Genomic DNA, 24,386 nt, shown 5'->3' with positions numbered 1-24,386 from the left:
GGGAGTTGACCAGCTATTCGTCAAAGCATGGTTAATGAGGCGTATCTAAATCAACTTAACGCCGGGTTTACTCAGGCCCGATCAGGGAAGGGTGAAGTGGGCCAGGTCGACCGCCTTGATCCAGTCGGTCTCGGGGTAAATCGTCAGTGCGCCGATCGCGAGCGCGATGCCGTAGGGAATTCCGCTTTCCTTGGCGTGCAGCCTGAGCAGCCAGGCTTGGCCGGCGAACAAGTAGGGCAGCGGCCATTGCCGGAACTGCAGCAACAATAATGTCAGGGCGCCGCCGAACAGCGAGGCATAAAGCAGATAGTTCAGGAGATGGCCAAAGCCGAACCAGAGCGCCGCGGCGGCCGCGACCTTGGCATCGCCGCCGCCGACCCAGCCCATGGCAAAGCAGGCAAATGCCACCGCGAGCACGGCTGCGCCGGCGCCGAGGTGGGAGAGGATGTCGTGAGGTCCCATGCCGCTGAACGGCGCGAGCGCGAGGAAGCCCGCCGCCAGCGCCAGCGACACCCGGTTCGAAATCGTCATGGTGAAAAGATCGCTCGCGGCCGCGAACGCCATCAGGGCCGGAAACAGCAGAAGGCGCGCGATGTCGAGGATCATGAGGTTATACAGCCCGTGTGGCTGACGCGGGGTCGCAGCATCGAGTCCCGAGTCTAGCGGCCAGAGATGAACAATCGGGAAACGGCCGGCGGCTTACCAGATACTTGCGATCCGGGAGGCGAGGGTGACAAGCGCCAGCGCCAGCGCGAGGCAGACCATTTCCACCGCGCCCCGCCTGCCGGCGGAGGGGGACGCTTCTGTTGCCGCAACCGGGACCACCGCAGGTTTACGCATATTTACGCTATCGCTATCGGAGGGAAACAACAAAGGCCCCGGAATCGCCGAGGCCTTTGATGCTGGCTCGTAACCGTCGCTTATTTCAGCGAGGAATTGATCGACGTGAACTTGTTGTTCAGGTTGCTGCCGAGGCCGTTGACCACGGCGATGATCGCGAGCGAAATGCCGGCCGCAATCAGACCGTATTCGATGGCGGTGGCGCCGGATTCATCCTTCACGAAACGCGCAATCAGGTTCTTCATAGGTAAACTCCATGTGTACACGTGGCTGGTCGAACTAACGTTTGGTCTCAACGGCGTTCTCAGCACCGTGACCATGGCGTTACCCTAGGATCGGGAAATTGCGGCGCGGTTAATTCGATCGCGTAAACACGACTGGAACCGGCTGTTGTTGAGCAGAGTAAATTTAAAATTAAGCCAGTCGGCAAAAGGCGATCGTCTTTGTCAGGGTGACGCGCGAGGCGTCATTGGCCCGGATTCATGGCTCTTTAAACATGGGCGGGGTAACCCTGAGATCCCCGATCAGATGAGGCCAGTATGTCCAACCTGCCCCTGGAAGTCGTCGAGATGCTGGGCCAGACGATCGCCAAGGTCGTACCGATCACGATCGGACTGGCCCTCCTATTCTCGGTGCTGACCCAATTCTGGGCCTGCAACCCCGGAACGCCCTGGTGGCGCAAGCGCGAACTCGTCACCGACATCTGTTACTGGTTCTTCGTGCCGTTGTTCGCGCGGGTGCTGCGGATCGGGCTGCTCGTGCTCGGCGCCGGCGTTGTCTTCAAGATTTACGACGCCGACGAGCTGATCGCCTTCTACGACAACGGCCACGGTCCGCTGTCCCATCTGCCGCTCTGGCTCCAGGGCCTGTTGTTCCTGGCGGCGTCTGACTTCATGGCGTACTGGCTGCACCGCCTGTTTCACGGCGGCGGCTTCTGGAAGTATCACGCGATCCATCATTCGTCCGAAGAACTGGACTGGATTTCGGCGGCGCGTTTTCATCCCGTTAACCTGTTCCTCGGAACCATCTTGATCGACGTCATCCTGCTGATGGCGGGGATCTCGCCCAACATCATGCTCTGGGTCGGGCCCTTCACCACATTCCATTCGGCGTTCGTCCACGCCAATCTCAACTGGACGCTGGGCCCGTTCAAATACGTGCTGGCGACGCCGGTGTTTCACCGCTGGCATCACACGGCGCTCGAAGAGGGCGGCGATACCAATTTTGCCGGCACGTTCCCGATCTGGGATATCCTGTTCGGGACTTTCCGGATGCCGGAAAACAGGCTGCCCGAGAATTACGGCAAGGACGAGCAGATGCCGTCCGAGATTGTCGGACAATTGGCCTACCCGTTTCGGCAATGGACTTCAGGGCCGGTTTCTTAAGCCCCGTTTGCAGTTCATTCATGAATTGGCGTCAGATTTGCCCGGTCGGGCGCCGGTTCTGCTGCGTATCGCTTTAGCCGGCTTGTCAACGCCCCGAGGTATAGTATGTCGTTGTGGTCCCTGCGTACGCGCATGCGCGCGTCTTTGGTCGTCCGGTCGCTGGCGGTCGGAATGCTTGTTTGGCCGGCAGTTGCTTTTGCCGAGCCTACGGCTGAGGCCATCGCGGTCAATGTCGATCAGGCCAAGTTGGTCAGACTGCCCACCCGTGTTGCCACCATCGTGGTCGGAAACCCGCTGATCGCCGACGTCACGCTGCAGACCGGCGGCATCGTCGTCGTTACCGGCAAGGGCTACGGCGCCACCAATTTCATTGCCATGGACCGCAGCGGCGAGGTGCTGGTGGACCGCATCATTCAGGTCGAAGGCCCCACCGATCAGCTCGTCACGATCTATCGCGGCGTCGACCGCGAGTCCTATAGCTGCATGCCGATCTGTCAGCGGCGCGTGACCCTTGGCGACGGCGAGAGCTACTTCAAATCGACCATCGACCAGGCCGGCTCGCTCAGCGGCCAGGCCAGCGGCAGCGCCAGCGCGGCAGCCAAGCCGACGAACTAAACCGGTTAAGACGGTCAATACGCGGTTAACGGTGCGGCCCGGCCTGCTTCGATGCGGCGAAACACTTCAACAATCAGTTTCGGGTAAATCTCGCAGGCAAGATTATTGCTGCCGCCTGGGGATTCCACGATGCCGCCGCCCGCTGTTTCGACAGCCTCCGTCAGAACCATTTTTTACCGGTTTCGCCGCAATCGCCGGGGCTCGGCCGCCGTTGAATTCGCCCTGGTCGCACCGGTGTTCTTTGCGCTGCTGTTCGCGATCATCGAGACCGGGTTAATGTTCTTCGCCAGCCAGGTGCTGGAGACCATCACCCAGGATTCCGCGCGCATGATCCAGACCGGACAGGCGCAGACCGCCTCCTACACGCAGGCGCAGTTTCAATCCTACGTCTGCAGCCAGATTTCCGCGCTGTTCAGCTGCGCCAACGTCTATGTCGACGTCGAGAGGTATCCGGCATTCACCAACGTGACCATCAACAGCCAGATCGACGCCAGCAACAACTTCATCAACAACATGCAGTACAATCCCGGCGGTCCGGGCGACATCGTCGTGGTGCGCCTGTTCTATCAATGGCCGCTGTTCGTCACCGGGCTCGGCTACAACATTTCGAATTTGGCAGGCAGCAAACGGTTGTTGACCGCCACCGCGGCGTTTCGCAACGAGCCTTACCCTAACTAGGGCAGAGCGATGAAATCGATATCGAAGAGGATGTGGCTTCGCGCGCGGTACTCCGCGATCAGCCTGTTGAAAGATCGCCGCGGCATCGCGGCGACAGAGTTTGCCATCGTCGTTCCGATCATGCTGGTGATGTTCTTCGGTACGGTGGAGTTTTCTTCCGCCGTGGCCGTAGACCGCAAGGTCACGCTGGTGGCGCAAACCCTGTCCGATCTGACCGCGCAGTCGACCACGGTCGCCGCCAATCCCGATTTAGCCAATTTTTGCGCCGCCAGCGCGGCGATTCTGACGCCGTATTCCGCAACGCCAACCAAAGCCACGATCTCGGAACTGTATGTCGATCCCGCCACGCTCCAGGCGCGAGTACAATGGAGCTACTCCTGTCAAGGAGGGACGGCGCGGGCGGTCAGGTCCTCCGTTTCGATACCGACGGCGATCGCGGTCGGCGGCTCGTATTTGATCTTCAGCGAGGTCAGCTACCTCTATACGCCGACGATCGGCTATGTGATGGGGAAAGCCGGAGTCAATCTGAGCGATGTCTCCTACTCGCGGCCGCGTCAGTCGACCTGCGTGTTTTACAGCCCCGCTACGGCCTGCACGACGCTTTAAACCGGATCGCGCCTGTCGCGAACAGAAGACGCAAACAGAAAAAGGCCGCGCTGCGAGCACGGCCTTTTTTATTTGGTGCAGATCGAATTCCGTCAGCCCCGCTTTCGGGACTGAATGAAATTCGCTTAGCCAGCGGCGCGCAGATTGTCGGCCGAAGACTTGCCAGAGCGACGATCCGCCACGATTTCGTAGCTGATCTTCTGGCCTTCACGCAGTGTTCCAAGTCCGGCGCGTTCGACGGCGCTGATGTGCACGAACACGTCATTGCCACCGTCATCCGGTTGAATGAAGCCGAAGCCCTTGGTTGCGTTAAACCACTTCACGGTTCCCATGCTCACGGGATAGTCCCTTCTCAAGATAGACAATATAGAAGCCCACTTTGCGATGGGCTGGTGAGATCGAATTTTTGGAAGGGTCGTCAGCGTCTAAACCGGCTGTACCGGTGGATAGCTAATGTCGTCCAGCCGAAAATCGATAAACACTATATTATTCGAAGCCGGCCCCCAAAACAATGCTGGCATGCACGATATTTTGATCGGCGCAGTTTCGCCATCGTAACGCCGTGATTCGCGCATGAGACGTTCTGTCGCGCGCGATTCTGAAGCAGTCGCCGGAGCGCTCATCTGCGGCGGAATTGGCCGCGCGGCGGGGCACCACGCGGGGCTCCGCCACTGGGACGCTCGTCCTTGTGGCGGAAGATGAGCCGGCCTTTTTCCAGGTCATACGGCGACATCTCGATCGTCACCCGGTCACCCGCCAGGGTCTTGATCCGGTTCTTTTTCATCTTGCCGGCGGTGTAGGCGACGATCTCGTGCCCGGCATCGAGCTGCACGCGGTAACGTGCGTCGGGAAGGATTTCGGTCACCAGTCCTTCGAACTGGATCAGCTCTTCTTTAGCCATGTTTATCTCCAGATCGATCGACGGCTAGCGCGGCCGTTGGGTGCGGTTGGGTCGGGTGTTCGGACGGCTTTCGCGATGCAAAAAGGCGACGCCCTGCATCCCCTCAGCCTTGCCGCTGCTCTGCGGCGGACGTTGCTCCGGCCGGTTGACCTCGTGCCGGCCGGTTGGCGGAACGCCGCCATTATTACCACCGGGACGGCGGTGACGGCGAGGCCCTTTCGAACCAGGCGCGGCTTCATTGCCTCGGGCGGCGTGCGCGCGCGGCCCGGATCGCGCACCTCGATGCTGCGCGGGCGCAGGCGCGGTGTCGCGATGACCCGGCGTGCGGCGGTCTTCCCGGGGCAATGCGATGCGGATCAGTTTTTCGATGTCGCGCAGATACGTCATCTCCTCGGCGCCCGCCACCAGCGAGATCGCAACGCCGTCGGCGCCGGCGCGCGCGGTGCGGCCGATGCGATGGACATAGGTCTCGGGGATGTTGGGAAGGTCGAAATTTACCACATGGCTGATGCCGTCGACATCGATGCCGCGGGCGGCAATGTCGGTGGCGACCAGGGTGCGGATCTCGCCGGAGCGGAATGCCGCCAGCACCCGCTCGCGATGGTTCTGCGACTTGTTGCCGTGAATGGCGTCCGCGGTGATGCCGGCCCTTGCGAGGCCTTTCACCACCTTGTCGGCGCCGTGCTTGGTCCGGGTAAAGATCAGCGCGCGATCGACCGTCTCCTGCTTCAACAGCTGCGCCAGCAAGGTCGGCTTGGCCGAGTGATCGACCTGAATGATGCGCTGGGTGATGCGCTCGACGGTCGAGGCGACCGGCGTCACCGCCACCCGCGCCGGGTCGCGCAGCATCTGTTCGGCGAGTTCGGCGATATCCTTCGGCATCGTCGCCGAGAAGAACAGCGTCTGCCGCTTGACCGGCAATTTGGCGACGATCTTCCGGATGTCGTTGATGAAGCCCATGTCCAGCATGCGGTCGGCCTCGTCGAGCACGAGAAACTCGACCTGTCCGAGCTTCAAGCCGTTGCTCTGCACGAGATCGAGCAGGCGGCCGGGCGTGGCGACCATGACTTCGACGCCCTGCAGGATCGAACGGACCTGACGTCCCATCGGGACGCCGCCGATCGCCAGCGACGAAGTCAGGCGCATGTGACGGCCGTAGGCATTGAAGCTTTCGAGAATCTGGCCGGACAATTCGCGGGTCGGGCTGAGCACCAGCACGCGGCAGGCCTTGGGCTGCGGCTTGATGCGATTTTCCAGAATGCGATGCAGGATCGGAAGCGCGAAGGCTGCGGTCTTGCCGGTGCCGGTCTGGGCGATGCCGACGACGTCACGGCCGGTGAGTGCGATGGGAATGGTTTGAGCCTGAATGGGCGTGGGCGTGAGGTAATTCTCTTCTTTGAGCGCACGCGAGATGGCATCGGCGAGGCCGAAATCCTGAAAGGAGGTCAAAAGGCGGGTTCTTTCCATTATAAAAGGCAGGCGCCCGGCATTGTCCGCCAGGAGCGCGCGAGGGGTGTCGGAGACACCCGCGTGTTGGGGGCGTCGGTTTTGGTTAGCTGAAGGGGCAAGCCAGAAACCGTTGGACGGGCTCAGAACACGCGGCTCGCAGTGACCCGGTGATTCCCTGGGTCGTGGGCTTGATATGGAACATGAACGCGGCGCTTTCAAGGTGAATTGTCAATGAGGCGTCGGCGCGGTTAAGAATTAGCCCCGAAACGGCCATTTTAGTCCCAGAGAGCCCAAGCCGCGCGCTGTAGGGCAATGGAACGAGTGCCGTAAATTTAGACAACCGATCAGATTCGCTTATTTTTTATACATAATGCTGATTACGCATACATTTTTTCAGTGCAAATATTAGGCAGGAGCGCCTGCCATTCGCGCCATAAGACGAAATTCCTCAACGAACCCATCCGGTTAACCCGTGACCGCCCCGTGGCATGGTTCTTGCGATTCCGTTAATGCAGGCGGCCGTGGGGCCGTTTCGCAGCGTTTGAACGCCTGCGTCAGGGAGATTACACCTCATGCTTACTCAACTCGATATAGCGACGCCTCTGAGCCGCCGCCGCTGGCTGGCGGCGACCGCCGGGCTGGTTCTCGGCCTGGCCTCATTTACTTCCGCCAAGGCAGCCGATGACACCATCAAAATCGGTGTCCTTCATTCGCTCTCCGGCACCATGGCCATCAGCGAAACCACGCTGAAGGATACCGTTCTGTTCATGATCGATGAGCAGAACAAGAAGGGCGGCGTTCTCGGCAAGAAGCTCGAGGCCGTGGTCGTCGACCCCGCGTCGAACTGGCCGCTGTTCGCGGAAAAAGCCCGGGAGTTGATTACCAAGGACAAGGTTTCGGTGGTGTTCGGCTGCTGGACCTCGGTGTCGCGCAAATCCGTGCTGCCGGTGTTCAAGGAGCTGAACTCGATCCTGTTCTATCCCGTGCAGTACGAAGGCGAGGAGAGCGAGCGCAACGTATTCTATACCGGGGCGGCGCCGAACCAGCAGGCGATCCCTGCCGTCGACTACCTGATGAAGGAAGAAAAGGTGAAGCGCTGGGTGCTCGCCGGCACCGACTACGTCTATCCGCGCACCACCAACAAGATCCTTGAAGCCTATTTGAAGTCGAAGGGCGTCAAGGACGAAGACATCATGATCAACTACACGCCGTTCGGTCACTCCGACTGGCAGACGATCGTCGCCGACATCAAGAAGTTCGGCTCGGCCGGCAAGAAGACCGCCGTGGTCTCGACCATCAACGGCGACGCCAACGTTCCCTTCTACAAGGAACTCGGCAACCAGGGCATCAAGGCCACCGATATTCCGGTGGTGGCTTTCTCGGTGGGTGAGGAAGAGCTCGCCGGCATCGATACCAAGCCGCTGCTCGGCCATCTCGCCGCCTGGAACTACTTCGAGTCGATCAAGACCCCGGCGAACGAGAAGTTCATCAAGGAATGGCAGGCCTACACCAAGAACCCGAAGCGCACGACCAACGACCCGATGGAAGCGACCTATATCGGCTTCAACATGTGGGTGAAGGCGGTCGAAAAGGCCAAGTCGGTCGATGCTGACAAGGTGATCGACGCGCTGCCCGGCACCAAGACGCCGAACCTCACCGGCGGCGTGGCCGAGGTGCTTCCGAACCATCACATCACCAAGCCGGTGTTCATTGGCGAAATCAAAGGCAATGGCCAGTTCGACGTGGTGTGGAAGACGCCCGGTCTGGTCGCCGGCGATGCGTGGTCGAAGGAGCTGCCGGATTCCAAGGATCTGATCGGCGATTGGGTCGGCAAGAAGTGCGGCAACTACAACACCAAGACCAACAAGTGCGGCGGTCAGGGCTCCTGATACGATCCTCTACTCCCAACAAACCAGGGAAGGCGGCGATATCCGCCGCCTTCCTTCTGCTGCTGCCGGGGTCGTCCAGTGCTTGCCAATTTTTTTAGAAACTTCCGTGCGCTCCCGCTCGCCATATTGCTGATTTTCGCCGCCCTGCTGCCTGCGATGGCGGGGCCGTTCGAAGACGCGGTGGGCAAGTTCGCAAACGACGAGTTTTCCGATACCGAAGATGCCGTGGATGTGCTCGCGACCAGCAGTAATCCGCTGGCCTATACCATCGTCAGCGCGCTCCAGGACGGCCGGTTGATGGCCGATCCCGACACCAAAAAAATCTACGTCACGCAACCCGACGCCACGATCATCGACGCCTTGACCGGCGCGCCGGTCGCCAGCATTCCGGACAGCGCCGCCGCCGTGCGCCTCAACAACAAGCTGCGGCGCCACGTCGAGGCCGCGCTCGGCAGTTTGACGCTGCAGTCGCCGGATCCCGCCAAACGAATCCAGGCCGCGCAATCGGTTTTCAAGACCCATGACGAAGCCATGCTGCCGGCGATCGACAGTGCGCTGCAGAAGGAGACCAACAAGGGCGCCAAGCTGGCCTTTAACGAAGCGCGCGCGGCGATCCTGCTGTTCAAGGAGGACGCCACCGACGCCGAGAAGCTCGAGGCCATCGCCACCATCAAGGCGCGCGGCGATCAGGAAGCGCTCGCTTTGCTGACCGGGTTGACCGGAGACCAGCCGCCGGCGATCGCGCACGCCGCGGCCAATGCGACCTCGGCGATTCAAAGCAACCTCGCGCTCTGGTCGATGGTGCAGAATGCCTGGTACGGCCTGTCGCTCGGCTCGGTGCTGCTGCTTGCGGCCATCGGCCTTGCCATCACCTTCGGGGTGATGGGCGTCATCAACATGGCCCATGGCGAGATGGTCATGATCGGGGCCTATGTCACCTTCGTGGTGCAGCAAACCATCCGCAGCAGCTTTCCCGGATTGCTCGACTATTCGCTGGTGATCGCCGTGCCGATGGCCTTCATCGTCGCCGGCGCGATCGGTATCCTGATCGAGCGCAGCATTATCCGCTTTCTCTACGGCCGCCCGCTGGAGACGCTGCTGGCGACATGGGGCCTGTCGCTGGTTTTGCAGCAGGCCGTGCGCACCATGTTCGGCCCCACCAACCAGGAGGTCGGCAATCCCTCCTGGATGAGCGGCGCGTTCGAGCTCGGACAGATCACCATCACCTACAACCGGCTGTGGATTCTTTGCTTCACGCTGGCGGTATTCGTCATCCTGCTGGCGATGCTGCGCTATACCAGCCTCGGCCTCGAGATGCGCGCGGTGACGCAAAACCGCCGGATGGCGGCATCGATGGGGATCGCGACCTCGCGCGTCGATGCGCTGACCTTCGGTCTGGGCTCGGGCATCGCCGGAATTGCCGGCGTGGCGTTGTCGCAGATCGATAATGTCAGCCCCAACCTCGGCCAGAGCTACATCATCGACTCCTTCATGGTGGTGGTGTTCGGCGGCGTCGGAAATCTCTGGGGCACGCTGGTCGGCGCGTTCACGCTTGGGATCGCCAACAAGTTCCTGGAGCCGGTCGCGGGCGCCGTGCTCGGCAAGATCGCCATTCTGGTCCTAATCATCCTGTTCATTCAGAAGCGCCCACGCGGCCTGTTCGCACTCAAGGGGCGGGCGGTGGAAGCATGACGCCGATTTTTGTAAGCAGAACTCGCGCCGCATCGCAGCTCGACTCCCTCTCCCGCTTGCGGGGGAGGGCCGCGGTGGGGGTCTCTCCGCGGGCGTCGGCGGGAGCGTGTCGCCAATGATGCCGCACGTGCTCACGCGCTCGCTGGATCGCAGCGCCACCGTGTTCCTGATCGTGGTCGCCGCGTTCGGCGTTCTGATCCCGCTGTCGAATTTGCTGCTGCCGGCCGGCTCGTTCTTTCAGGTGCCGACCTATCTGGTGGCGCTATTCGGAAAATACGTCTGCTACGCCGTTCTCGCGCTCGCGATCGATTTGATCTGGGGCTATTGCGGCATTCTCTCGCTCGGCCATGGCGCGTTCTTCGCGCTCGGCGGCTATGCGATGGGAATGTACCTGATGCGCCAGATCGGCAGCCGCGGCGTCTACGGCAATCCGGTGTTGCCGGACTTCATGGTGTTCCTGAATTATCCGAAGCTGCCGTGGTACTGGCATGGCTTCGACATGTTCTGGTTCGCCGCCCTGATGGTTCTGCTGGTTCCGGGTTTGCTCGCCTTCTGCTTCGGCTGGCTGGCGTTCCGCTCCCGCGTCACCGGCGTCTATCTCTCGATCATCACGCAGGCGATGACCTATGCGTTGCTGCTGGCGTTCTTCCGCAACGATTTCGGCTTCGGCGGCAACAACGGCCTCACCGATTTCAAGGATATTCTGGGCTTCAACGTCCAGGCCGATGGCACTCGCGCGGCACTGTTCGCGCTGAGTTGTCTGGCGCTGATCGTGGGATTCCTGATCTGCCGGGCGGTGGTGACATCGAAGCTCGGCAAGGTGCTGATCGCGATCCGCGACGCGGAATCCCGCACCCGGTTTCTCGGCTACCGCGTCGAATCCTACAAGCTGTTCGTGTTCACGCTGTCGGCTTGCATGGCCGGTGTCGCCGGCGCGCTCTATGTGCCGCAGGTCGGCATTATCAATCCCGGCGAATTCGCGCCGGCAAACTCGATCGAAGCGGTGATCTGGGTCGCGGTCGGCGGCCGCGGCACGCTGATCGGCGCGGCGCTCGGCGCCATCGTGGTCAACTACGCGAAAACCGTATTCACCTCCGGCCCGCTGGCGCCGTACTGGCTGTTCATGCTGGGTGCGCTGTTCATCCTGGTGACGCTGCTGCTGCCGAAGGGAATCATCGGCACCTTCAATGCCTGGTATGAGCCGTGGAAGGCGCAACGCCTGTCGGCCAATGCGGAGAGTGCGGCGCGCGAAGACGGCATCAGCGAACCGGAATCCGGCGGAGTGAGCGCATGAACGTCATGGACTCCCGCGCCACATCCGCGCTGCTCTATCTGGACGGCGTGCACGTCTCGTTCGACGGCTTTCACGCCATCAACAATCTGTCGCTGACGCTGGCTCCCGGCGAGATGCGCGCCGTCATCGGCCCCAACGGCGCCGGCAAGACCACGATGATGGACATCATCACCGGCAAGACCAAGCCGGACGAGGGCGAGGTGCTGTTCGACGGCGTCACCGACCTGACCCGGCTCGACGAAACCCGGATCGCCGAACTCGGGATCGGCCGGAAATTCCAGAAGCCGACGGTGTTCGAGAGCCAGACCATCGAGGACAATCTGCTGCTGGCGCTCAACGTCGATCATCGCGTCAAGGATACGCTGTTCTGGCGCGAAACCAGGGACGAGTCCGAACGCATCGAGCGGGTGCTGGAAACCATTCGTCTGACCGACGCGCGCAACCGCCTGGCGGGCAGCCTGTCGCACGGCCAGAAGCAATGGCTGGAGATCGGCATGCTGCTGGCGCAGGATCCGAAACTGCTGCTGGTCGACGAGCCGGTTGCCGGCATGACCGACGTCGAAACCCACCAGACCGCCGAACTCCTGAAGGAAATCAACCGCGAGAAGACCATCATGGTCGTGGAGCACGACATGACCTTCGTCCGCGAACTCGGCGTCAAGGTGACCTGCCTGCACGAAGGCTCGGTGCTGGCCGAAGGAACCATCGATCAGGTTTCGTCGAATGAGCGGGTGATCGAAGTGTATTTGGGGAGGTAAGGGGCGAATGGCGAGTAGCGAATGGCGAATGGAAATTGCTGTTTAACCATTCGCTATTCGCCATTCGCCACTCGCCCTCTGAGGGACGCACCACATGCTCAAGGTCAAAGACATCAACCTCTATTACGGCGCGGCGCAGGCGCTGCGCGGCGTCTCGATCTCGGCCGAGCCGGGCAAGGTGATGTGCGTGCTAGGCCGCAATGGCGTCGGCAAGACCAGCCTGTTGCGCGCGATGGTCGGCCAGTACCCGATCGCCGGCGGCTCCATCACCTTCGATGGCGCCGACATCTCGGGGCTGAAGCCCTATGAGCGGGCGCGGCGCGGCATCGGCTTCGTGCCGCAGGGCCGCGAGATCTTTCCGCTGCTCACGGTGGAGGAAAATCTCAAGACCGGCTTTGGACCGTTGAAGCGCGAGGACCGCAATATTCCGGATGACGTGTTCTCGCTGTTTCCGGTGCTGCTGTCGATGCTGGGACGCCGCGGCGGCGATCTCTCCGGCGGCCAGCAGCAGCAGCTCGCGATCGGACGCGCGCTGGTGATGCGGCCCAAGCTGCTGCTGCTCGACGAGCCTACCGAGGGCATCCAGCCGTCGATCATCAAGGACATCGCGCGCGCGATCTCCTATCTGCGCAGCCTCGGCAACATCGCCATCGTCCTGGTCGAACAATATCTCGACTTTGCCTGCGAGCTCGGCGACAATTTCGTGGTCATGGACCGGGGCGCGGTCAAATACGCCTGCGATCGCGCTCACCTCGATCCCGGCGAGATCAGCCGCGAGATGGCGCTATAACAGGGTTTGTGGCGCGACCGCGGAGGTCGCGCACCCTTCCGGGGGAGAGAGTGCGGGGCGGATGCGGACCGATACCACGCGCGCGGCTGCGGCGATCTTTGCGGCCAACCGTGCCCGAGGCACGGTGACGTTCGACGTGCAGCATGTCGACGGCCTCACCCGCCGCCGCCATCTGCATGAATCCGGCTCATTGCGCGTCCGCTTCCCTTCGCCGGAGGCGGAGGGCCTTTCGGCGGTTTTCGTCAATACCGCCGGTGGCGTCGCCGGCGGCGACCGCTTCGACATCGATATCGCGGCCGGCGAAGAATCGCGCCTGACGGTAACGACGGCGGCGGCGGAAAAAGTCTACCGGGCCCAGGGCCCGGCCGCGCAACTCAACATCGCCTTGAAGGCCGCCGACGGCGCGCACCTGAGCTGGCTGCCGCAGGAGACCATTCTGTTCGACCGGGCGCGGGTGTCGCGCCGGATCGATATCGACCTCGCCGAAGGCGCTTCGCTCCTGCTTTGCGAAATCGTGGTGTTCGGCCGCGCGGCGATGGGCGAACGCATGCGGCAGGGCGAATTCGTCGACCGCTGGCGGCTCCGGCGCGGCGGCAGGCTGGTGTTCGCCGAAACCGTTCGGCTCGACGGCGATATAGGCGAGAAGCTTGGGCGGCCCGCGATCGCAAAAGGCGGCGTGGCCGTCGGCACCGCGTTGATCGTGCCGGGCGATGCGGCGCTGGTGGAGCGGATTCGCGAGCTCTCCGAAAGGTTCGGCGGCGAAGTCGGCGTGTCCGCCTGGAATGGGTTTGCAATGGCCCGCTTCTGTGCACAAGATGCGGCCCGGCTTCGCGCCGACATGATGGCGGTGCTCGGCCGCGCCTCTGCTGCAGCGCTGCCGCGGCTGTGGCTCAATTAGGTCGTTCAAATGCTCAGAGTGCCCGCATGAATCTTACTCCCCGCGAAAAGGACAAGCTTCTGATTTCAATGGCGGCGATGGTGGCGCGGCGGCGGCTCGAGCGCGGCGTCAAGCTCAACCATCCGGAAGCCGTCGCGATCATTTCCGATTTCATCGTCGAGGGCGCGCGCGACGGCCGCACCGTGGCCGAGCTGATGCAATCAGGCGCGCAGGTCATCAGCCGCGCGCAGTGCATGGATGGCATCGCCGAAATGATCCACGACATCCAGGTCGAAGCGACGTTCCCGGACGGGACAAAACTCGTCACCGTGCACGAGCCGATCCGATGAGGTTTATGCTGTCATTCCGGGACGGCGCGGAGCGCCGGACCCGGAATCCAGAGGTAATCAGCGCGAAATTCCGGGTTCGCGCCAACACGCGCCCCGGAATGACGGAGGAGGAAACATGATCCCCGGCGAACTATTCATCCAGGACGGCGAGATCGAGCTCAACGCCGGCCGCAAGACCGTGACGCTGACCGTGGCCAATTCAGGCGACCGTCCGATCCAGGTCGGCTCGCATTACCATTTCTTTGAAACCAACCCGGCGCTGAAGTTCGACCGGAAGAAAACCCGCGGCATGCGGCTCGATATCGCCGCCGGCACCGCGGTGCGGTTCGAGCCCGGACAGACCCGCGACGTGCAGCTGGTCGCGCTCGCCGGCAAGCGTGTCGTCTACGGTTTTCGTGGTGACGTGATGGGGAAGCTGTGAAGTCATGCTCACGGGCTTGCGTCTGGTTTCCGAAGCTGCCGATCTCGCGGCGCGCCGTCACAGCGGCATGCAGCGGAAGGGACGCGGCAACGAGCCTTATATCAACCACCTCGCCGAGGTCGCGAACTTGCTGGCGATAGCGACCGAAGGCGCGGATGCCGAACTCGTCGCCGCCGGCTGGCTGCATGACACCATCGAGGACACGCCAACCACGCAGCAGGAACTGGCTGAAAAATTCGGGCAACGTGTCGCAGCACTAGTGGTCGAGGTGACCGACGATATGACCCTGCCGAAGGGCCAGCGCCGGCAGAGGCAGATCGCCGATGCCCCGCACAAATCGCCCGGCGCCAAACTGATCAAGATCGCCGACAAGATCAGCAACATTCGCGCGCGGATCCTGCCCCGGCCCACGCAGGACGAGCGCGATGATCTCTGCGATTACGTCGCTTTCGCCGAGAAAGTCGTTGCGGGATGCTTCGGCGTCAATGCGATGCTCGATCGGACCTTCGAGGAAACCGTCAAGCTGGCAAGGAGCACGCTGTGAGCGCTCCGTTCGTTTCTAATTTGGTTGGCGCGCCTTTCGATCTTCCTTCCGCCGATGGAGCCCGATGATGGCCGTCAAGATAAAACGTTCCGTCTACGCCGATATGTTCGGACCCACCACAGGCGACCGGGTGCGGCTGGCCGACACCGACCTCATCATCGAGGTCGAGAAGGATTTCACCGTCTACGGCGAGGAGGTGAAATTCGGCGGCGGCAAGGTGATCCGCGACGGCATGGGCCAGTCGCAGGTCACCAACAAGCAGGGTGCGGCCGATACCGTCATCACCAATGCGCTGATCGTCGACCACTGGGGCATCGTCAAAGCCGACGTCGCGATCAAGGAAGGTTTTATCAGTGCCATCGGCAAGGCGGGCAACCCGGATATCCAGCCCGGCGTCACCATCGTGATCGGCCCCGGCACCGACGTCATCGCGGGCGAGGGCAAGATCCTCACCGCCGGCGGTTTCGACAGCCACATCCATTTCATCTGCCCGCAGCAGATCGAGCACGCCCTGATGTCCGGCGTCACTTCGATGCTGGGCGGCGGTACCGGGCCGTCGCACGGCACCTTTGCGACGACCTGCACGCCCGGCCCCTGGCATATGGCGCGGATGATCCAGTCGTTCGATGCGTTTCCGGTCAATCTCGGCATCTCCGGCAAGGGCAACGCCTCGCGCCCGGCGGCGCTGGTGGAGATGATCAACGCCGGCGCCTGTGCGCTCAAGCTGCACGAGGACTGGGGCACCACGCCGGCCGCGATCGACAATTGTCTTTCGGTGGCCGACGATCACGACATCCAGGTGATGATCCATTCCGACACCCTGAACGAGTCGGGCTTCGTCGAGGATACCGTCAAGGCGTTCAAGGGCCGCACCATCCACGCCTTCCACACCGAAGGCGCCGGCGGCGGCCACGCGCCTGACATCATCAAGATCGCCGGCCTGAAAAACGTGCTGCCGTCCTCGACCAATCCGACGCGCCCGTTCACCCGCAACACCATCGACGAGCATCTGGACATGCTGATGGTGTGCCACCATCTCGATCCCTCGATCGCCGAGGATCTCGCGTTTGCCGAAAGCCGGATCCGCAAGGAAACCATCGCCGCGGAGGACATCCTGCACGACCTCGGCGCGCTGTCGATGATGTCTTCGGATTCGCAGGCCATGGGCCGGCTCGGCGAAGTCATCATCCGGACCTGGCAGACCGCCGACAAGATGAAGAAGCAGCGCGGCTCGCTGCCGCAGGACAAGGGCAGCAACGACAATTTCCGGGTCAAGCGCTACATCGCCAAATACACCATCAACCCCGCGATCGCGCACGGCGTCTCAAAACTGATCGGCTCGGTGGAAAAGGGCAAGCTTGCCGATCTCGTGCTGTGGTCGCCGGCCTTCTTCGGCGTCAAGCCCGACTGCATCATCAAGGGCGGCTCGATCATCGCGGCTCCGATGGGCGATCCCAACGCGTCGATTCCGACGCCGCAGCCGGTGCATTACCAGCCGATGTTCGCCGCCTACGGCAAGTCGCTGACGGCCTCCTCGGTGGTGTTCTCCTCCGGGGCGGCGGTGGCCTCGGGACTGGCGAAGAAGCTCGGCATCGACAAGAAGCTCTATGCGGTGGAAAATACCCGTGGCGGCATTTCCAAGAAGAGCATGATTCATAACGGCGCCACGCCGAAAATCGAGGTCGATCCCGAAACCTACGAGGTCCGCGCCGACGGCGAACTGCTGACCTGCGCCCCGGCCGAGGTACTGCCCATGGCGCAGCGCTATTTCATGTTCTAGAGCGCGATCAGCAAAAGCGGGTACCGGTTTTGCGTCTGGTCGCGCTTCTGCGCTAAGGTCGCCCCCGGCGCTTCAAGCCAAAAAAGACCGGGAGGATTTTCGTGATCTACGTCGTCGCCACACTGACCGTGAAGCCTGAAACGCGCGCCGAATTCATTGCGGCCGCCACCGCCTGCATCGAGGCAACCCGCAAGGAGCCCGGCAATATCGCCTATGACATGCATGAAAGCGTCACCGATCCGGCCAAAATGGTGTTCGTCGAGCAGTGGGAAAGCGCCGAGGCGCTGGTGCCGCACCGCGCCGCCGATCACATGAAGGCGTTCGGCCGCGTCGCCGCAAACTGCCTGACCGCGCCGCCGAAGATCGAGATCATTACGCCGGCCAAAGTCGACGTCCGCTGATCAAAAAAGAACCGGGAGAAAATGTCATGATTTATGTCGTCGCCACCAGCCAGGTAAAACCGGAATCGCGGGACGCTTTCATCAAGGGCGCGCAGGAATGCATCGCCGCCACCCGAAAGGAAAAAGGCTGCCTTTCCTATGACAGCCATACCAGCATCAACGACCCCAATCTGTTCGTGGTGGTGGAGCGCTGGGAAACCCGCGAGGATCTCAATGCGCACGGCCGGGCGCCGCACATGAAAGTCTGGCGCGAATATTCAGCGCCGCTGAAAGTATCGCCGACCGTGATCGAGATCATCAGCGACGGCAAGGTCGAGAAGCTGTGAGCATGTCGGCATGATCCGCGCCACAAAAGTCCACGCGCAGTATCGCTGGAGCGAGCCAGCCGCCGATACCGTGGTGCTCGATTTCGACGATCGTCACCGGCGGCGGATGGCGATGACCGGCACGCGCGGGCTCGAATTTCTGCTCGACCTCGAAAACGCGGTCGCGCTGCGCGGCGGCGACGCGTTGGTGCTCGAGGATAACAGGCTGATCGAGGTGGTCGCCGCACCCGAGTCGCTGATCGAGATCAGGGGCGCCGACCCGCACCATCTGATCCGGGTGGCCTGGCATCTCGGCAACCGGCATCTGCCGACCCAGATCATGGCAAAAGCCCTGCGGATCCGGCGCGATCACGTGATCGAGGTGATGGTCAGGGGGCTGGGCGCCCGCGTGATCGAGATCGAAGCGCCGTTCGATCCGGAAGGCGGCGCCTATGCCGGCGGCGGTCATGCGCACGCGCCGGACAACGATCCCCACGACCACGCCGCGCACGGTCATTCATCGCATGATCATGGCGAGCACCATCACCATGACGGGCATTGCGATCACGACCACCGGCATGACCATGATCACGGCCATTCCCATGCTCATGACCACAAGTAAGCCGCCGCCCCGGCCGCGGCGGCGCCTCGCGGTGGACGCTAAAAGCCAGGATCCGGTACTGCCGACCCTTGATCGAAGCGCCATGAACGCGAGCGAGGCGGCGGCGCTGTACCGGCTGATGACCTGGCTGTCGCCGGCTTTTCCGGTCGGTGCGTTCTCCTATTCCAGCGGCATCGAATGGGCGGTGGAAGCCGGCGACATCGGCGATGCCGCCTCGTTGCGTGACTGGCTGGCATCGATGCTCGCCGATGGAACGGGATTTTGCGACGGGGTGTTTCTGGCGCACGCGCACCGGGCCGCGTCGTCCGACGATGCGGCGGGACTGCGGGACGTCGCTGAGCTTGCGGCCGCCTTCGTGCCCTCGCGCGAGCGTCAGCTGGAAACCTCGGCGCAGGGCCGCGCCTTCATCGACATCGCGCGCGCGGCGTGGAATTGCGATGGCCTCGAGCCGATGATCGCGCGTTGCGACGGTGCCATCGTCTATCCGGTCGCGGTCGGCGTCGTCAGCGCCGCGCATGCGATCCCGCTGGCGCCGACGATGCACGCATTCTTTCACGCGCTGGCGTCGAACTGGATCTCCGCCGGCGCGCGGCTGGTGCCGCTCGGGCAGACCGACAGCCAGCGCGTGCTCGCTTTGCTGGAGCCGGTCGTGGTCGCCACCGCGAAACGGGCGCTGGAGGCCTCGCTCGACGATCTCGGCAGCGCCACCTTCCGCGCCGATCTCGCGGGTATGCGGCACGAGACGCAGTACACGAGATTGTTTCGGTCATGATGGCGCTGCGCATTATTTATTTGGTCGTCCCCGCGAAAGCGGGGACCCATACGCCGTGCCTTATCGGTTTGGCGCGGTGGCAGAGACCCTCGCTCATCAGATCCGCCGGTGGATATGGGTCCTTGCTTTCGCAGGGACGACAAAATAGAAAGAACCGTTGACATGTCCAACACACACGGTCCGCTTCGCATCGGCATCGGCGGTCCCGTCGGATCGGGAAAGACCGCGCTGATGGACCTGCTCTGCAAGGCGATGCGGGAGCGCTACGACATCGCCGCGATCACCAACGACATCTATACCAAGTGGGATGCCGAATTCCTGGTGCGCTCGGGGTCGCTGACGCCGGACCGCATCGCCGGCGTCGAGACCGGCGGCTGCCCGCACACCGCGATCCGCGAGGACGCCTCGATGAATCTCGCCGCGGTCGCCGACATGCGCGCGAAATTTCCGGATCTCGATCTGGTGCTGATCGAATCCGGCGGCGACAATCTCGCCGCCACCTTCTCGCCCGAACTGGCCGACCTGACGATTTACGTGATCGACGTCGCGGCCGGCGACAAGATCCCCTCCAAGGGCGGCCCCGGCATCACTAGGTCCGACCTTCTCGTCATCAACAAGATCGACCTCGCACCGCATGTCGGCGCCTCGCTGGAAAAAATGGACACCGACGCGCGACGGATGCGCGGCGAGCGGCCGTTCGTCATGACCAACCTGCGGAAAAGCGAAGGCCTCGACCGCATTATCGGCTTTATCGAGGCCAAGGGTGGTCTCAGCCCGCCGGCGCGCGCCAAGGCCGGCTGACGGATTCGTTAACACTTGTGGCGGGCAGCGCGGCGGGCGTGAGCACTTCCAGAAACTTTGGCCCTGGGTGGAACAAAGTCGATCGGCTGTGATTAACACCCTCTGCCTTTGCCAGAACAACACTTGTAGCCAAACCCTGTTCATCCTCGTCGCCAACCGCAGTTGCGTACTGATGCTTGCTCCTCCAATATGTCAGACGGTTGGTCATCATACTGTTTCGATTCGTTGCCGCTGCGGCGGGCCTCCGATGCTTCGTTTGTTTGTTCGCCAACTCCTCATTTTCGAGTAAGCGAGTGGTTCGGCTGGGTTTCATCATCGGTTTTATCGCGCTCATCGGAGTACTGCTCTCCGGTCTTGCGGCGTACCGTGTCCATGATCAGGAGCTCACCGTCGACGGCATCGCGCTGGCGCGCGCGATCGACGTTCACGCCAGCCTGGTGCAGGACCGGCTGACCGAGCGCGAACTGCTCGCGCGCGTCGCCTCCGGCCTGTTCCATACGCCTTCCGTGATCAAGGCCAATATGCTGCAGCCGCTGCGCGCCTCGATCTATGCCTTCAAGACCGATTTCGTGGTCGCAAGCTGGATCGCGCGGATCAAGCCGAGCGAACTGGATGCCGCGCGTGCCGAGCTCGCCCGCGCGGGATTTCCCAATCCGACAATCCGCAGCTTCGACGATCATCCCCTGGATACAAAGTCCCTCGACAAGCCGGTCGATGTGTTGATGGACGTCGAGCCCCGCAATCCCGAGACCATGGCTTTCGCGGGCCGTTCGCTGGATCAGCAGCCGATCCTGGGGGCGATGCTGGACCACGCCATGGCCGAGGGAAAACCGGTGGCGTCCGATCCGGTTCCGTTGCTGAGTCCGGACGGGCCGATCGGCCTGGTTCTTGCCGCGCCCGTGCAGCCGGAAGGCGACACCACCCCGGCAGGCTTCGTGACATTTTCCTATGATCTGGCATCGCTGATGCTGACCAATGACGACCTGTCGCTGTTCGCGGTGGTGCTGAAGGATCCCCGCAATCCCAACGACGAGTTGATCGCCAACCATCGGGGTGTCGTCACCTTGAGATCGGCGTCGCCGGAAGGGCCCCCTCCGTCGATGACACGGACGGTGACGTTCGGAGACCGCGACTGGTCGCTCGTCTATTACGCCAAGACCAACGCCGCCAAGCGCGCCGAGCAGACCGCCGCCGTCGTGGCCGCGATTGGCCTGGCGTTGACCGGCATCGTCTGCGGGCTGTTCGGATATGTCGCCTACAATAATCTGCGGCTCAGCCGCGAAATCCAGGTGCGGATCGGCTTCGAACGCCGGCTGACCGCTGTCATCGACGAACTCAATCACCGGGTGAAGAACATCCTCGCGGTGATCCAGTCGATCGTGACGCGCACGCTGCGCCACGGGTCCGACATCGACGTCGCCCGCGAACTCCTGATCGGCCGCATCCACGCCATGTCGAACGTGGTCTCGCTGCTCAGCGAAAGCCAGTGGCAGGGGGTGAAACTGAAGGGGCTGTTCGAGGCGCGCGCGATCCCGCACGCCGAGCGCATCGCGGTGAGCGGTCCCGATATCGCCGTCAGCGCGCGGGCCGCGCAAAGCCTGTCGCTGCTGTTCTTCGAACTGGCGTCGCATTCCGACGAAGGGCTGTCGCTGGTCGGCAAGCACCCCCACATCGTCGCGCATTGGGAAGTGAACGGCGAGGATAACGACACCACGTTTCATTTTCGCTGGGAAGAATTCAACACCAGTGCGGCGACGCGCCGCGAGGACAGCGATTTCGGCGTCATCCTGCTCGACCGCGTCGCGCCGGAAGCGCTCGGCGGCGTATCGAAGCGGTATTTTACCGACGTCAGCTACGTCTACGAGCTGACCGCGCCGATGGAGACCGTGATCGACATGAGCGAGCGCGACCGCACCGAACAATTCTCGGCGCCGCTGAAGCCGGCGCGGTAGTTGAAAATCAATCGCCCGTGTTCAGACACTCGCCCGGCAATTTGAAAATAATCGTCATGGCCGGGCTCGTCCCGGCCATCCACGTCTTTCCTGCCTGGGTGCCAAAACGTGGATGCCCGGCACAAGGCCGGGCATGACGGATTCTGGTGTGCGTGCTGAACGCGCGTCGAGTGCGATGATCGAGTATTACCCGCCGCTGCCGCCGATCACGGCGCGCACGGTTTCGTCGGGGCCGAAATCCTCGGCGCCGTCGACATAGAGCAGCGCGCTGAGTTTCGAGCGCGCGCGGTTGACGCGGCTTTTGATGGTGCCGACCGCACAGCCGCAGATCGCCGCCGCGTCCTCATAGGAAAATCCGGAGGCGCCCACCAGGATCAGCGCTTCGCGCTGGTCCTGCGGCAACTTGTCGAGCGCCGCGCGAAACTCCTCGAATTCGAGATGCGCGTTCTGGGCCGGCTGGGTTTTCAGCGTCTTGGCATAGCTGCCGTCGGCATCCTCCACCTCCCGCCGCCGCTTGCGGTAGTCCGAGCGGAACAGGTTGCGCAGGATCGTGAACAGCCACGCCGGCAGGTTCGAGCCGGGCTGGAACGAGTCGATGTTGGCGAGCGCGCGGAGCAGGGTCTCCTGCACCAAATCGTCGGCGCGGTCACCATTGCCGGAAAGCGAGATCGCGAACGCACGCAGGCTCGGGACCGACGCCAGGATGTCGTCGCGAAGGGTATCGGTGAGAGGCATTAATCCCTCCCGTCATTTTTGATCGCCTGATCGCCCGCTTGTCCTATTTGGGTGTCGGGCTCGGCCACATCAAGCTTGCGGATCAGCTCCGCGAACCGGTCCGGCACCCCCTGGCGCACGACATCGTCGTACATGGCGCGTAGTTGGTGGCCGATTCTGGACTGAATCTCGGCGTTGAGGCCGCCCTGCTTGCCCGGTGCCGCACTCTTGCTGGCTTGAGACTTTACATCTTTCATGACCTGTTCCACGCTTCCCCGAGAGTTAAGTCCCTGTGGCTCCAGAATTATCTTCGATTTTGAAGCCTTTGCCGCATCTGTCACGGGGGCTAATTCGAACTTCGCCGGAAAGTTCCGCCAGATGATGGAACTTTTGTCGGGCTGGGACGTAGTCAGCTTGTCAGGGGAACCGGGTCACCCCAACAGGATGTTTTGACCCAAGACAATCATGGAGTGGGGATGACCCGATCACAGCTCGTTGCTGAACATTTACCGTTGCTGCGGCGCTATGCCCGCGCCTTGACGGGAAACCAGTCGTCGGGCGACGCCTATGTCGGAGCCATGCTGGAGGCCCTGCTGCAGGATAGCTCGCTGCTCGACGAGCAGCACGGCCCCCGCGCCGGGCTGTTCCGGCTGTTTACCCAGATCTGGAATTCGGTCTCCCTCAACGACGATTCCGAGGTGACGACCCTGCCAATGCCGCCGGAACGCCGGCTTTCCAACATCACCCCCTTGCCGCGCCAGGCCTTCCTGCTGCTGTCGCTGGAAGGCTTCTCAGAGGAGGAGGTAGCCTATATCCTTGGCACTGACGTCGCCGAGACCCGAAAACTGGCCGATACCGCCGGGCGCGAGATGGCGGCCGAAATCGCCACCGACGTGCTGATCATCGAGGACGAGACCTTCATCGCGATGGATCTCGAGGCCTTGGTGCGGAACCTCGGCCATAACGTGATCGGCGTCGCCCGCACCCATTCCGACGCGGTTGCGCTTGCCAAGAACAAGAAGCCCGGCCTGATCCTCGCCGATATCCAGCTCGCCGACGGCAGTTCGGGCCTCGACGCCGTCAACGAGCTGCTGCGGGTGTTCGAGGTGCCGGTGGTGTTCATCACCGCCTATCCCGAGCGCTTCCTGACCGGCGAGCGTCCCGAGCCGGCGTTTTTGATCTCGAAGCCGTTCCAGCCGGCGATGGTGTCGGCGGTCGCCAGCCAGGCGCTGTTCTTCCAGCGCAACTCCCGCAACCGCTCGCCAAGGGCGGCGGCTTCCTGATCCGACAGGCTATTTGCGATAAGACAAATCCGGCGTGCCTGATGGCGCGCCGGATTTTTTTGCGCAACGTCAGGCGGCCAGCACCGCAATCCCGGCCTGAGCAATGATCTCGTCGATTTCCGGCTTCGCGCCGGATATGCCGACCGCCCCGGCGCAGTGTCCCTCGTGCAGGACGGGGAAACCACCGCCACCAGCATCTATCGCTTTGATCACGCTGGTTGGAACGCCGACGCTGGCGGAGCTGCGGGCTTTCCGGGAGGCAAGCTCGACGGTGTAGGCCCGCGCGCCGTCCATGCGGGAAAAGTGAAGCAGGACCCCGGCGTCGTCGACCACCGCGACGCTGACCTCCGCGTCATGCTGCCGCGCGGCTTCCAGACAAGCCGCCGCAACCGTCCGGGCATCTTCGAATGAGAGGGAAAATCTAGCACGCATCGCCATGTCTCCGATCTGGCGCTGCTGCGCCACGCAAACGACCCAGCGCCGTTCACATGGTTACTGATTATACCACGGCGAAAAATGGCCGGGCAAGGCGGCGCGCGCGTCACGGTTCTTCGCCCACGCAAATCCGCCTGGCGGCGGATATCATGCGCGGATGAAATGCCGAGCCCTTCGCCTGGCGCATGTTGGGCTTGCTCCGACAGTTGGAGTGGGCGGCGAAATGATGTGA

At 62.6% G+C, this 24,386-nt stretch carries 30 protein-coding genes; 21 read left to right on the top strand and 9 right to left on the bottom strand.

Annotated elements, in window-relative coordinates:
* Nucleotides 1-81 precede the first annotated feature (81 nt).
* The 3 genes from B5527_RS35410 to B5527_RS35405 form a co-directional block, all read right to left on the bottom strand.
* Nucleotides 82-606 carry an A24 family peptidase gene (locus tag B5527_RS35410; RefSeq protein ID WP_079605627.1) on the bottom strand — a complete coding sequence of 175 codons (525 nt, stop codon included), beginning with the start codon at nt 604-606 and terminating at the stop codon, nt 82-84.
* Nucleotides 607-699: 93 nt separating this feature from the next.
* On the bottom strand, nt 700-840 hold the full coding sequence (locus tag B5527_RS44830; RefSeq protein ID WP_154072695.1) for a hypothetical protein: 141 nt from the start codon (nt 838-840) through the stop codon (nt 700-702).
* Nucleotides 841-920: 80 nt separating this feature from the next.
* A complete protein-coding gene (locus B5527_RS35405; protein ID WP_079605626.1) occupies nt 921-1,085 on the bottom strand; it encodes a Flp family type IVb pilin in 165 nt (54 codons plus the stop codon).
* A gap of 294 nt (nt 1,086-1,379) precedes the next feature.
* On the opposite strand from B5527_RS35405, the gene B5527_RS35400 reads away from it, so the two are divergent.
* The 4 genes from B5527_RS35400 (at nt 1,380) to B5527_RS35385 (ending at nt 4,124) form a co-directional block, all read left to right on the top strand.
* On the top strand, nt 1,380-2,225 hold the full coding sequence (locus B5527_RS35400) for a sterol desaturase family protein (RefSeq protein ID WP_079605625.1): 846 nt from the start codon (nt 1,380-1,382) through the stop codon (nt 2,223-2,225).
* Nucleotides 2,226-2,396: 171 nt separating this feature from the next.
* Nucleotides 2,397-2,840 (top strand): pilus assembly protein N-terminal domain-containing protein, encoded by a 444-nt coding sequence (locus tag B5527_RS35395; protein WP_154072694.1) that lies wholly within the window; start codon nt 2,397-2,399, stop codon nt 2,838-2,840.
* A 129-nt stretch (nt 2,841-2,969) separates the two neighbouring features.
* Nucleotides 2,970-3,518: a TadE/TadG family type IV pilus assembly protein gene (locus B5527_RS35390; RefSeq protein WP_079605623.1), complete on the top strand. Its 549-nt coding sequence runs from the start codon at nt 2,970-2,972 to the stop codon at nt 3,516-3,518.
* Between the two features lie 9 nt (nt 3,519-3,527).
* Nucleotides 3,528-4,124: a TadE/TadG family type IV pilus assembly protein gene (locus B5527_RS35385; protein ID WP_079605622.1), complete on the top strand. Its 597-nt coding sequence runs from the start codon at nt 3,528-3,530 to the stop codon at nt 4,122-4,124.
* A gap of 125 nt (nt 4,125-4,249) precedes the next feature.
* Here B5527_RS35385 and B5527_RS35380 read toward each other — a convergent pair whose 3' ends face one another.
* The 3 genes from B5527_RS35380 to B5527_RS35370 all read right to left on the bottom strand — a co-directional run bounded on the left by B5527_RS35380 (nt 4,250) and on the right by B5527_RS35370 (nt 6,492).
* A complete protein-coding gene (locus B5527_RS35380) occupies nt 4,250-4,462 on the bottom strand; it encodes a cold-shock protein (RefSeq protein WP_011474122.1) in 213 nt (70 codons plus the stop codon).
* Between the two features lie 281 nt (nt 4,463-4,743).
* Nucleotides 4,744-5,025, bottom strand: a complete 282-nt coding sequence (infA, locus tag B5527_RS35375; protein ID WP_079605621.1) for a translation initiation factor IF-1 — start codon at nt 5,023-5,025, stop codon at nt 4,744-4,746.
* 24 nt (nt 5,026-5,049) lie between these two features.
* Nucleotides 5,050-6,492 carry a DEAD/DEAH box helicase gene (locus B5527_RS35370; RefSeq protein WP_079605620.1) on the bottom strand — a complete coding sequence of 481 codons (1,443 nt, stop codon included), beginning with the start codon at nt 6,490-6,492 and terminating at the stop codon, nt 5,050-5,052.
* Nucleotides 6,493-7,046: 554 nt separating this feature from the next.
* Between B5527_RS35370 and urtA the strand changes: the two genes are divergently transcribed.
* The 16 genes from urtA to B5527_RS35290 all read left to right on the top strand — a co-directional run bounded on the left by urtA (nt 7,047) and on the right by B5527_RS35290 (nt 21,722).
* Nucleotides 7,047-8,363 (top strand): urea ABC transporter substrate-binding protein, encoded by a 1,317-nt coding sequence (urtA, locus tag B5527_RS35365; RefSeq protein WP_079605619.1) that lies wholly within the window; start codon nt 7,047-7,049, stop codon nt 8,361-8,363.
* 156 nt (nt 8,364-8,519) lie between these two features.
* Nucleotides 8,520-10,055: an urea ABC transporter permease subunit UrtB gene (gene urtB, locus B5527_RS35360; protein ID WP_079607757.1), complete on the top strand. Its 1,536-nt coding sequence runs from the start codon at nt 8,520-8,522 to the stop codon at nt 10,053-10,055.
* 115 nt (nt 10,056-10,170) lie between these two features.
* Complete coding sequence (urtC, locus tag B5527_RS35355; protein ID WP_079605618.1) at nt 10,171-11,349, top strand: urea ABC transporter permease subunit UrtC; 1,179 nt, start codon at nt 10,171-10,173, stop codon at nt 11,347-11,349.
* Nucleotides 11,346-12,107 carry an urea ABC transporter ATP-binding protein UrtD gene (gene urtD / locus B5527_RS35350; protein WP_079605617.1) on the top strand — a complete coding sequence of 254 codons (762 nt, stop codon included), beginning with the start codon at nt 11,346-11,348 and terminating at the stop codon, nt 12,105-12,107. Before urtC ends, urtD begins: the two co-directional genes overlap by 4 nt.
* 94 nt (nt 12,108-12,201) lie before the next feature.
* A complete protein-coding gene (urtE, locus tag B5527_RS35345; RefSeq protein ID WP_079605616.1) occupies nt 12,202-12,897 on the top strand; it encodes an urea ABC transporter ATP-binding subunit UrtE in 696 nt (231 codons plus the stop codon).
* 61 nt (nt 12,898-12,958) lie between these two features.
* Nucleotides 12,959-13,795 (top strand): urease accessory protein UreD, encoded by an 837-nt coding sequence (locus tag B5527_RS35340; RefSeq protein WP_079605615.1) that lies wholly within the window; start codon nt 12,959-12,961, stop codon nt 13,793-13,795.
* A 26-nt stretch (nt 13,796-13,821) separates the two neighbouring features.
* The gene (locus B5527_RS35335; RefSeq protein ID WP_079605614.1) at nt 13,822-14,124 is read left to right on the top strand and encodes an urease subunit gamma; all 303 of its coding nucleotides are present in this window, start codon (nt 13,822-13,824) and stop codon (nt 14,122-14,124) included.
* A gap of 115 nt (nt 14,125-14,239) precedes the next feature.
* On the top strand, nt 14,240-14,545 hold the full coding sequence (locus B5527_RS35330; RefSeq protein WP_079605613.1) for an urease subunit beta: 306 nt from the start codon (nt 14,240-14,242) through the stop codon (nt 14,543-14,545).
* Nucleotides 14,546-14,549: 4 nt separating this feature from the next.
* Nucleotides 14,550-15,089, top strand: coding sequence for an HD domain-containing protein (locus B5527_RS35325; protein WP_079605612.1), 540 nt, complete (start codon nt 14,550-14,552; stop codon nt 15,087-15,089).
* Between the two features lie 67 nt (nt 15,090-15,156).
* The gene (gene ureC / locus B5527_RS35320; RefSeq protein WP_079607756.1) at nt 15,157-16,869 is read left to right on the top strand and encodes an urease subunit alpha; all 1,713 of its coding nucleotides are present in this window, start codon (nt 15,157-15,159) and stop codon (nt 16,867-16,869) included.
* A gap of 101 nt (nt 16,870-16,970) precedes the next feature.
* On the top strand, nt 16,971-17,270 hold the full coding sequence (locus B5527_RS35315; protein WP_079605611.1) for a putative quinol monooxygenase: 300 nt from the start codon (nt 16,971-16,973) through the stop codon (nt 17,268-17,270).
* Nucleotides 17,271-17,296: 26 nt separating this feature from the next.
* On the top strand, nt 17,297-17,596 hold the full coding sequence (locus B5527_RS35310) for a putative quinol monooxygenase (protein WP_079605610.1): 300 nt from the start codon (nt 17,297-17,299) through the stop codon (nt 17,594-17,596).
* Between the two features lie 10 nt (nt 17,597-17,606).
* The gene (locus tag B5527_RS35305; RefSeq protein ID WP_079605609.1) at nt 17,607-18,197 is read left to right on the top strand and encodes an urease accessory protein UreE; all 591 of its coding nucleotides are present in this window, start codon (nt 17,607-17,609) and stop codon (nt 18,195-18,197) included.
* An 82-nt stretch (nt 18,198-18,279) separates the two neighbouring features.
* On the top strand, nt 18,280-18,969 hold the full coding sequence (locus tag B5527_RS35300) for an urease accessory protein UreF (RefSeq protein ID WP_245332784.1): 690 nt from the start codon (nt 18,280-18,282) through the stop codon (nt 18,967-18,969).
* A 162-nt stretch (nt 18,970-19,131) separates the two neighbouring features.
* Nucleotides 19,132-19,770: an urease accessory protein UreG gene (gene ureG, locus B5527_RS35295; protein WP_079605607.1), complete on the top strand. Its 639-nt coding sequence runs from the start codon at nt 19,132-19,134 to the stop codon at nt 19,768-19,770.
* 293 nt (nt 19,771-20,063) lie between these two features.
* Entirely contained in the window at nt 20,064-21,722 is a 1,659-nt protein-coding gene (locus B5527_RS35290; protein ID WP_079605606.1) for an HWE histidine kinase domain-containing protein, read from the top strand.
* 186 nt (nt 21,723-21,908) lie between these two features.
* On the opposite strand, the gene B5527_RS35285 is transcribed toward B5527_RS35290, so the two are convergent.
* Nucleotides 21,909-22,457, bottom strand: a complete 549-nt coding sequence (locus B5527_RS35285) for a sigma-70 family RNA polymerase sigma factor (RefSeq protein WP_079605605.1) — start codon at nt 22,455-22,457, stop codon at nt 21,909-21,911.
* On the bottom strand, nt 22,457-22,693 hold the full coding sequence (locus tag B5527_RS35280; protein ID WP_079607755.1) for a NepR family anti-sigma factor: 237 nt from the start codon (nt 22,691-22,693) through the stop codon (nt 22,457-22,459). Before B5527_RS35280 ends, B5527_RS35285 begins: the two co-directional genes overlap by 1 nt.
* Nucleotides 22,694-22,912: 219 nt before the next feature.
* Between B5527_RS35280 and B5527_RS35275 the strand changes: the two genes are divergently transcribed.
* Nucleotides 22,913-23,719 (top strand): response regulator, encoded by an 807-nt coding sequence (locus tag B5527_RS35275; RefSeq protein WP_079605604.1) that lies wholly within the window; start codon nt 22,913-22,915, stop codon nt 23,717-23,719.
* Between the two features lie 69 nt (nt 23,720-23,788).
* Here B5527_RS35275 and B5527_RS35270 read toward each other — a convergent pair whose 3' ends face one another.
* Nucleotides 23,789-24,184: a GlcG/HbpS family heme-binding protein gene (locus B5527_RS35270; protein WP_079605603.1), complete on the bottom strand. Its 396-nt coding sequence runs from the start codon at nt 24,182-24,184 to the stop codon at nt 23,789-23,791.
* Nucleotides 24,185-24,386: the final 202 nt, after the last annotated feature.

It is taken from the genome of Bradyrhizobium erythrophlei, assembly GCF_900129425.1.
In the GTDB taxonomy this organism is placed as follows: domain Bacteria; phylum Pseudomonadota; class Alphaproteobacteria; order Rhizobiales; family Xanthobacteraceae; genus Bradyrhizobium; species Bradyrhizobium erythrophlei_C.
The sequence above is the reverse complement of the archived record's forward strand: the minus strand, read 5'-3'. Positions and strand labels throughout refer to the sequence as shown.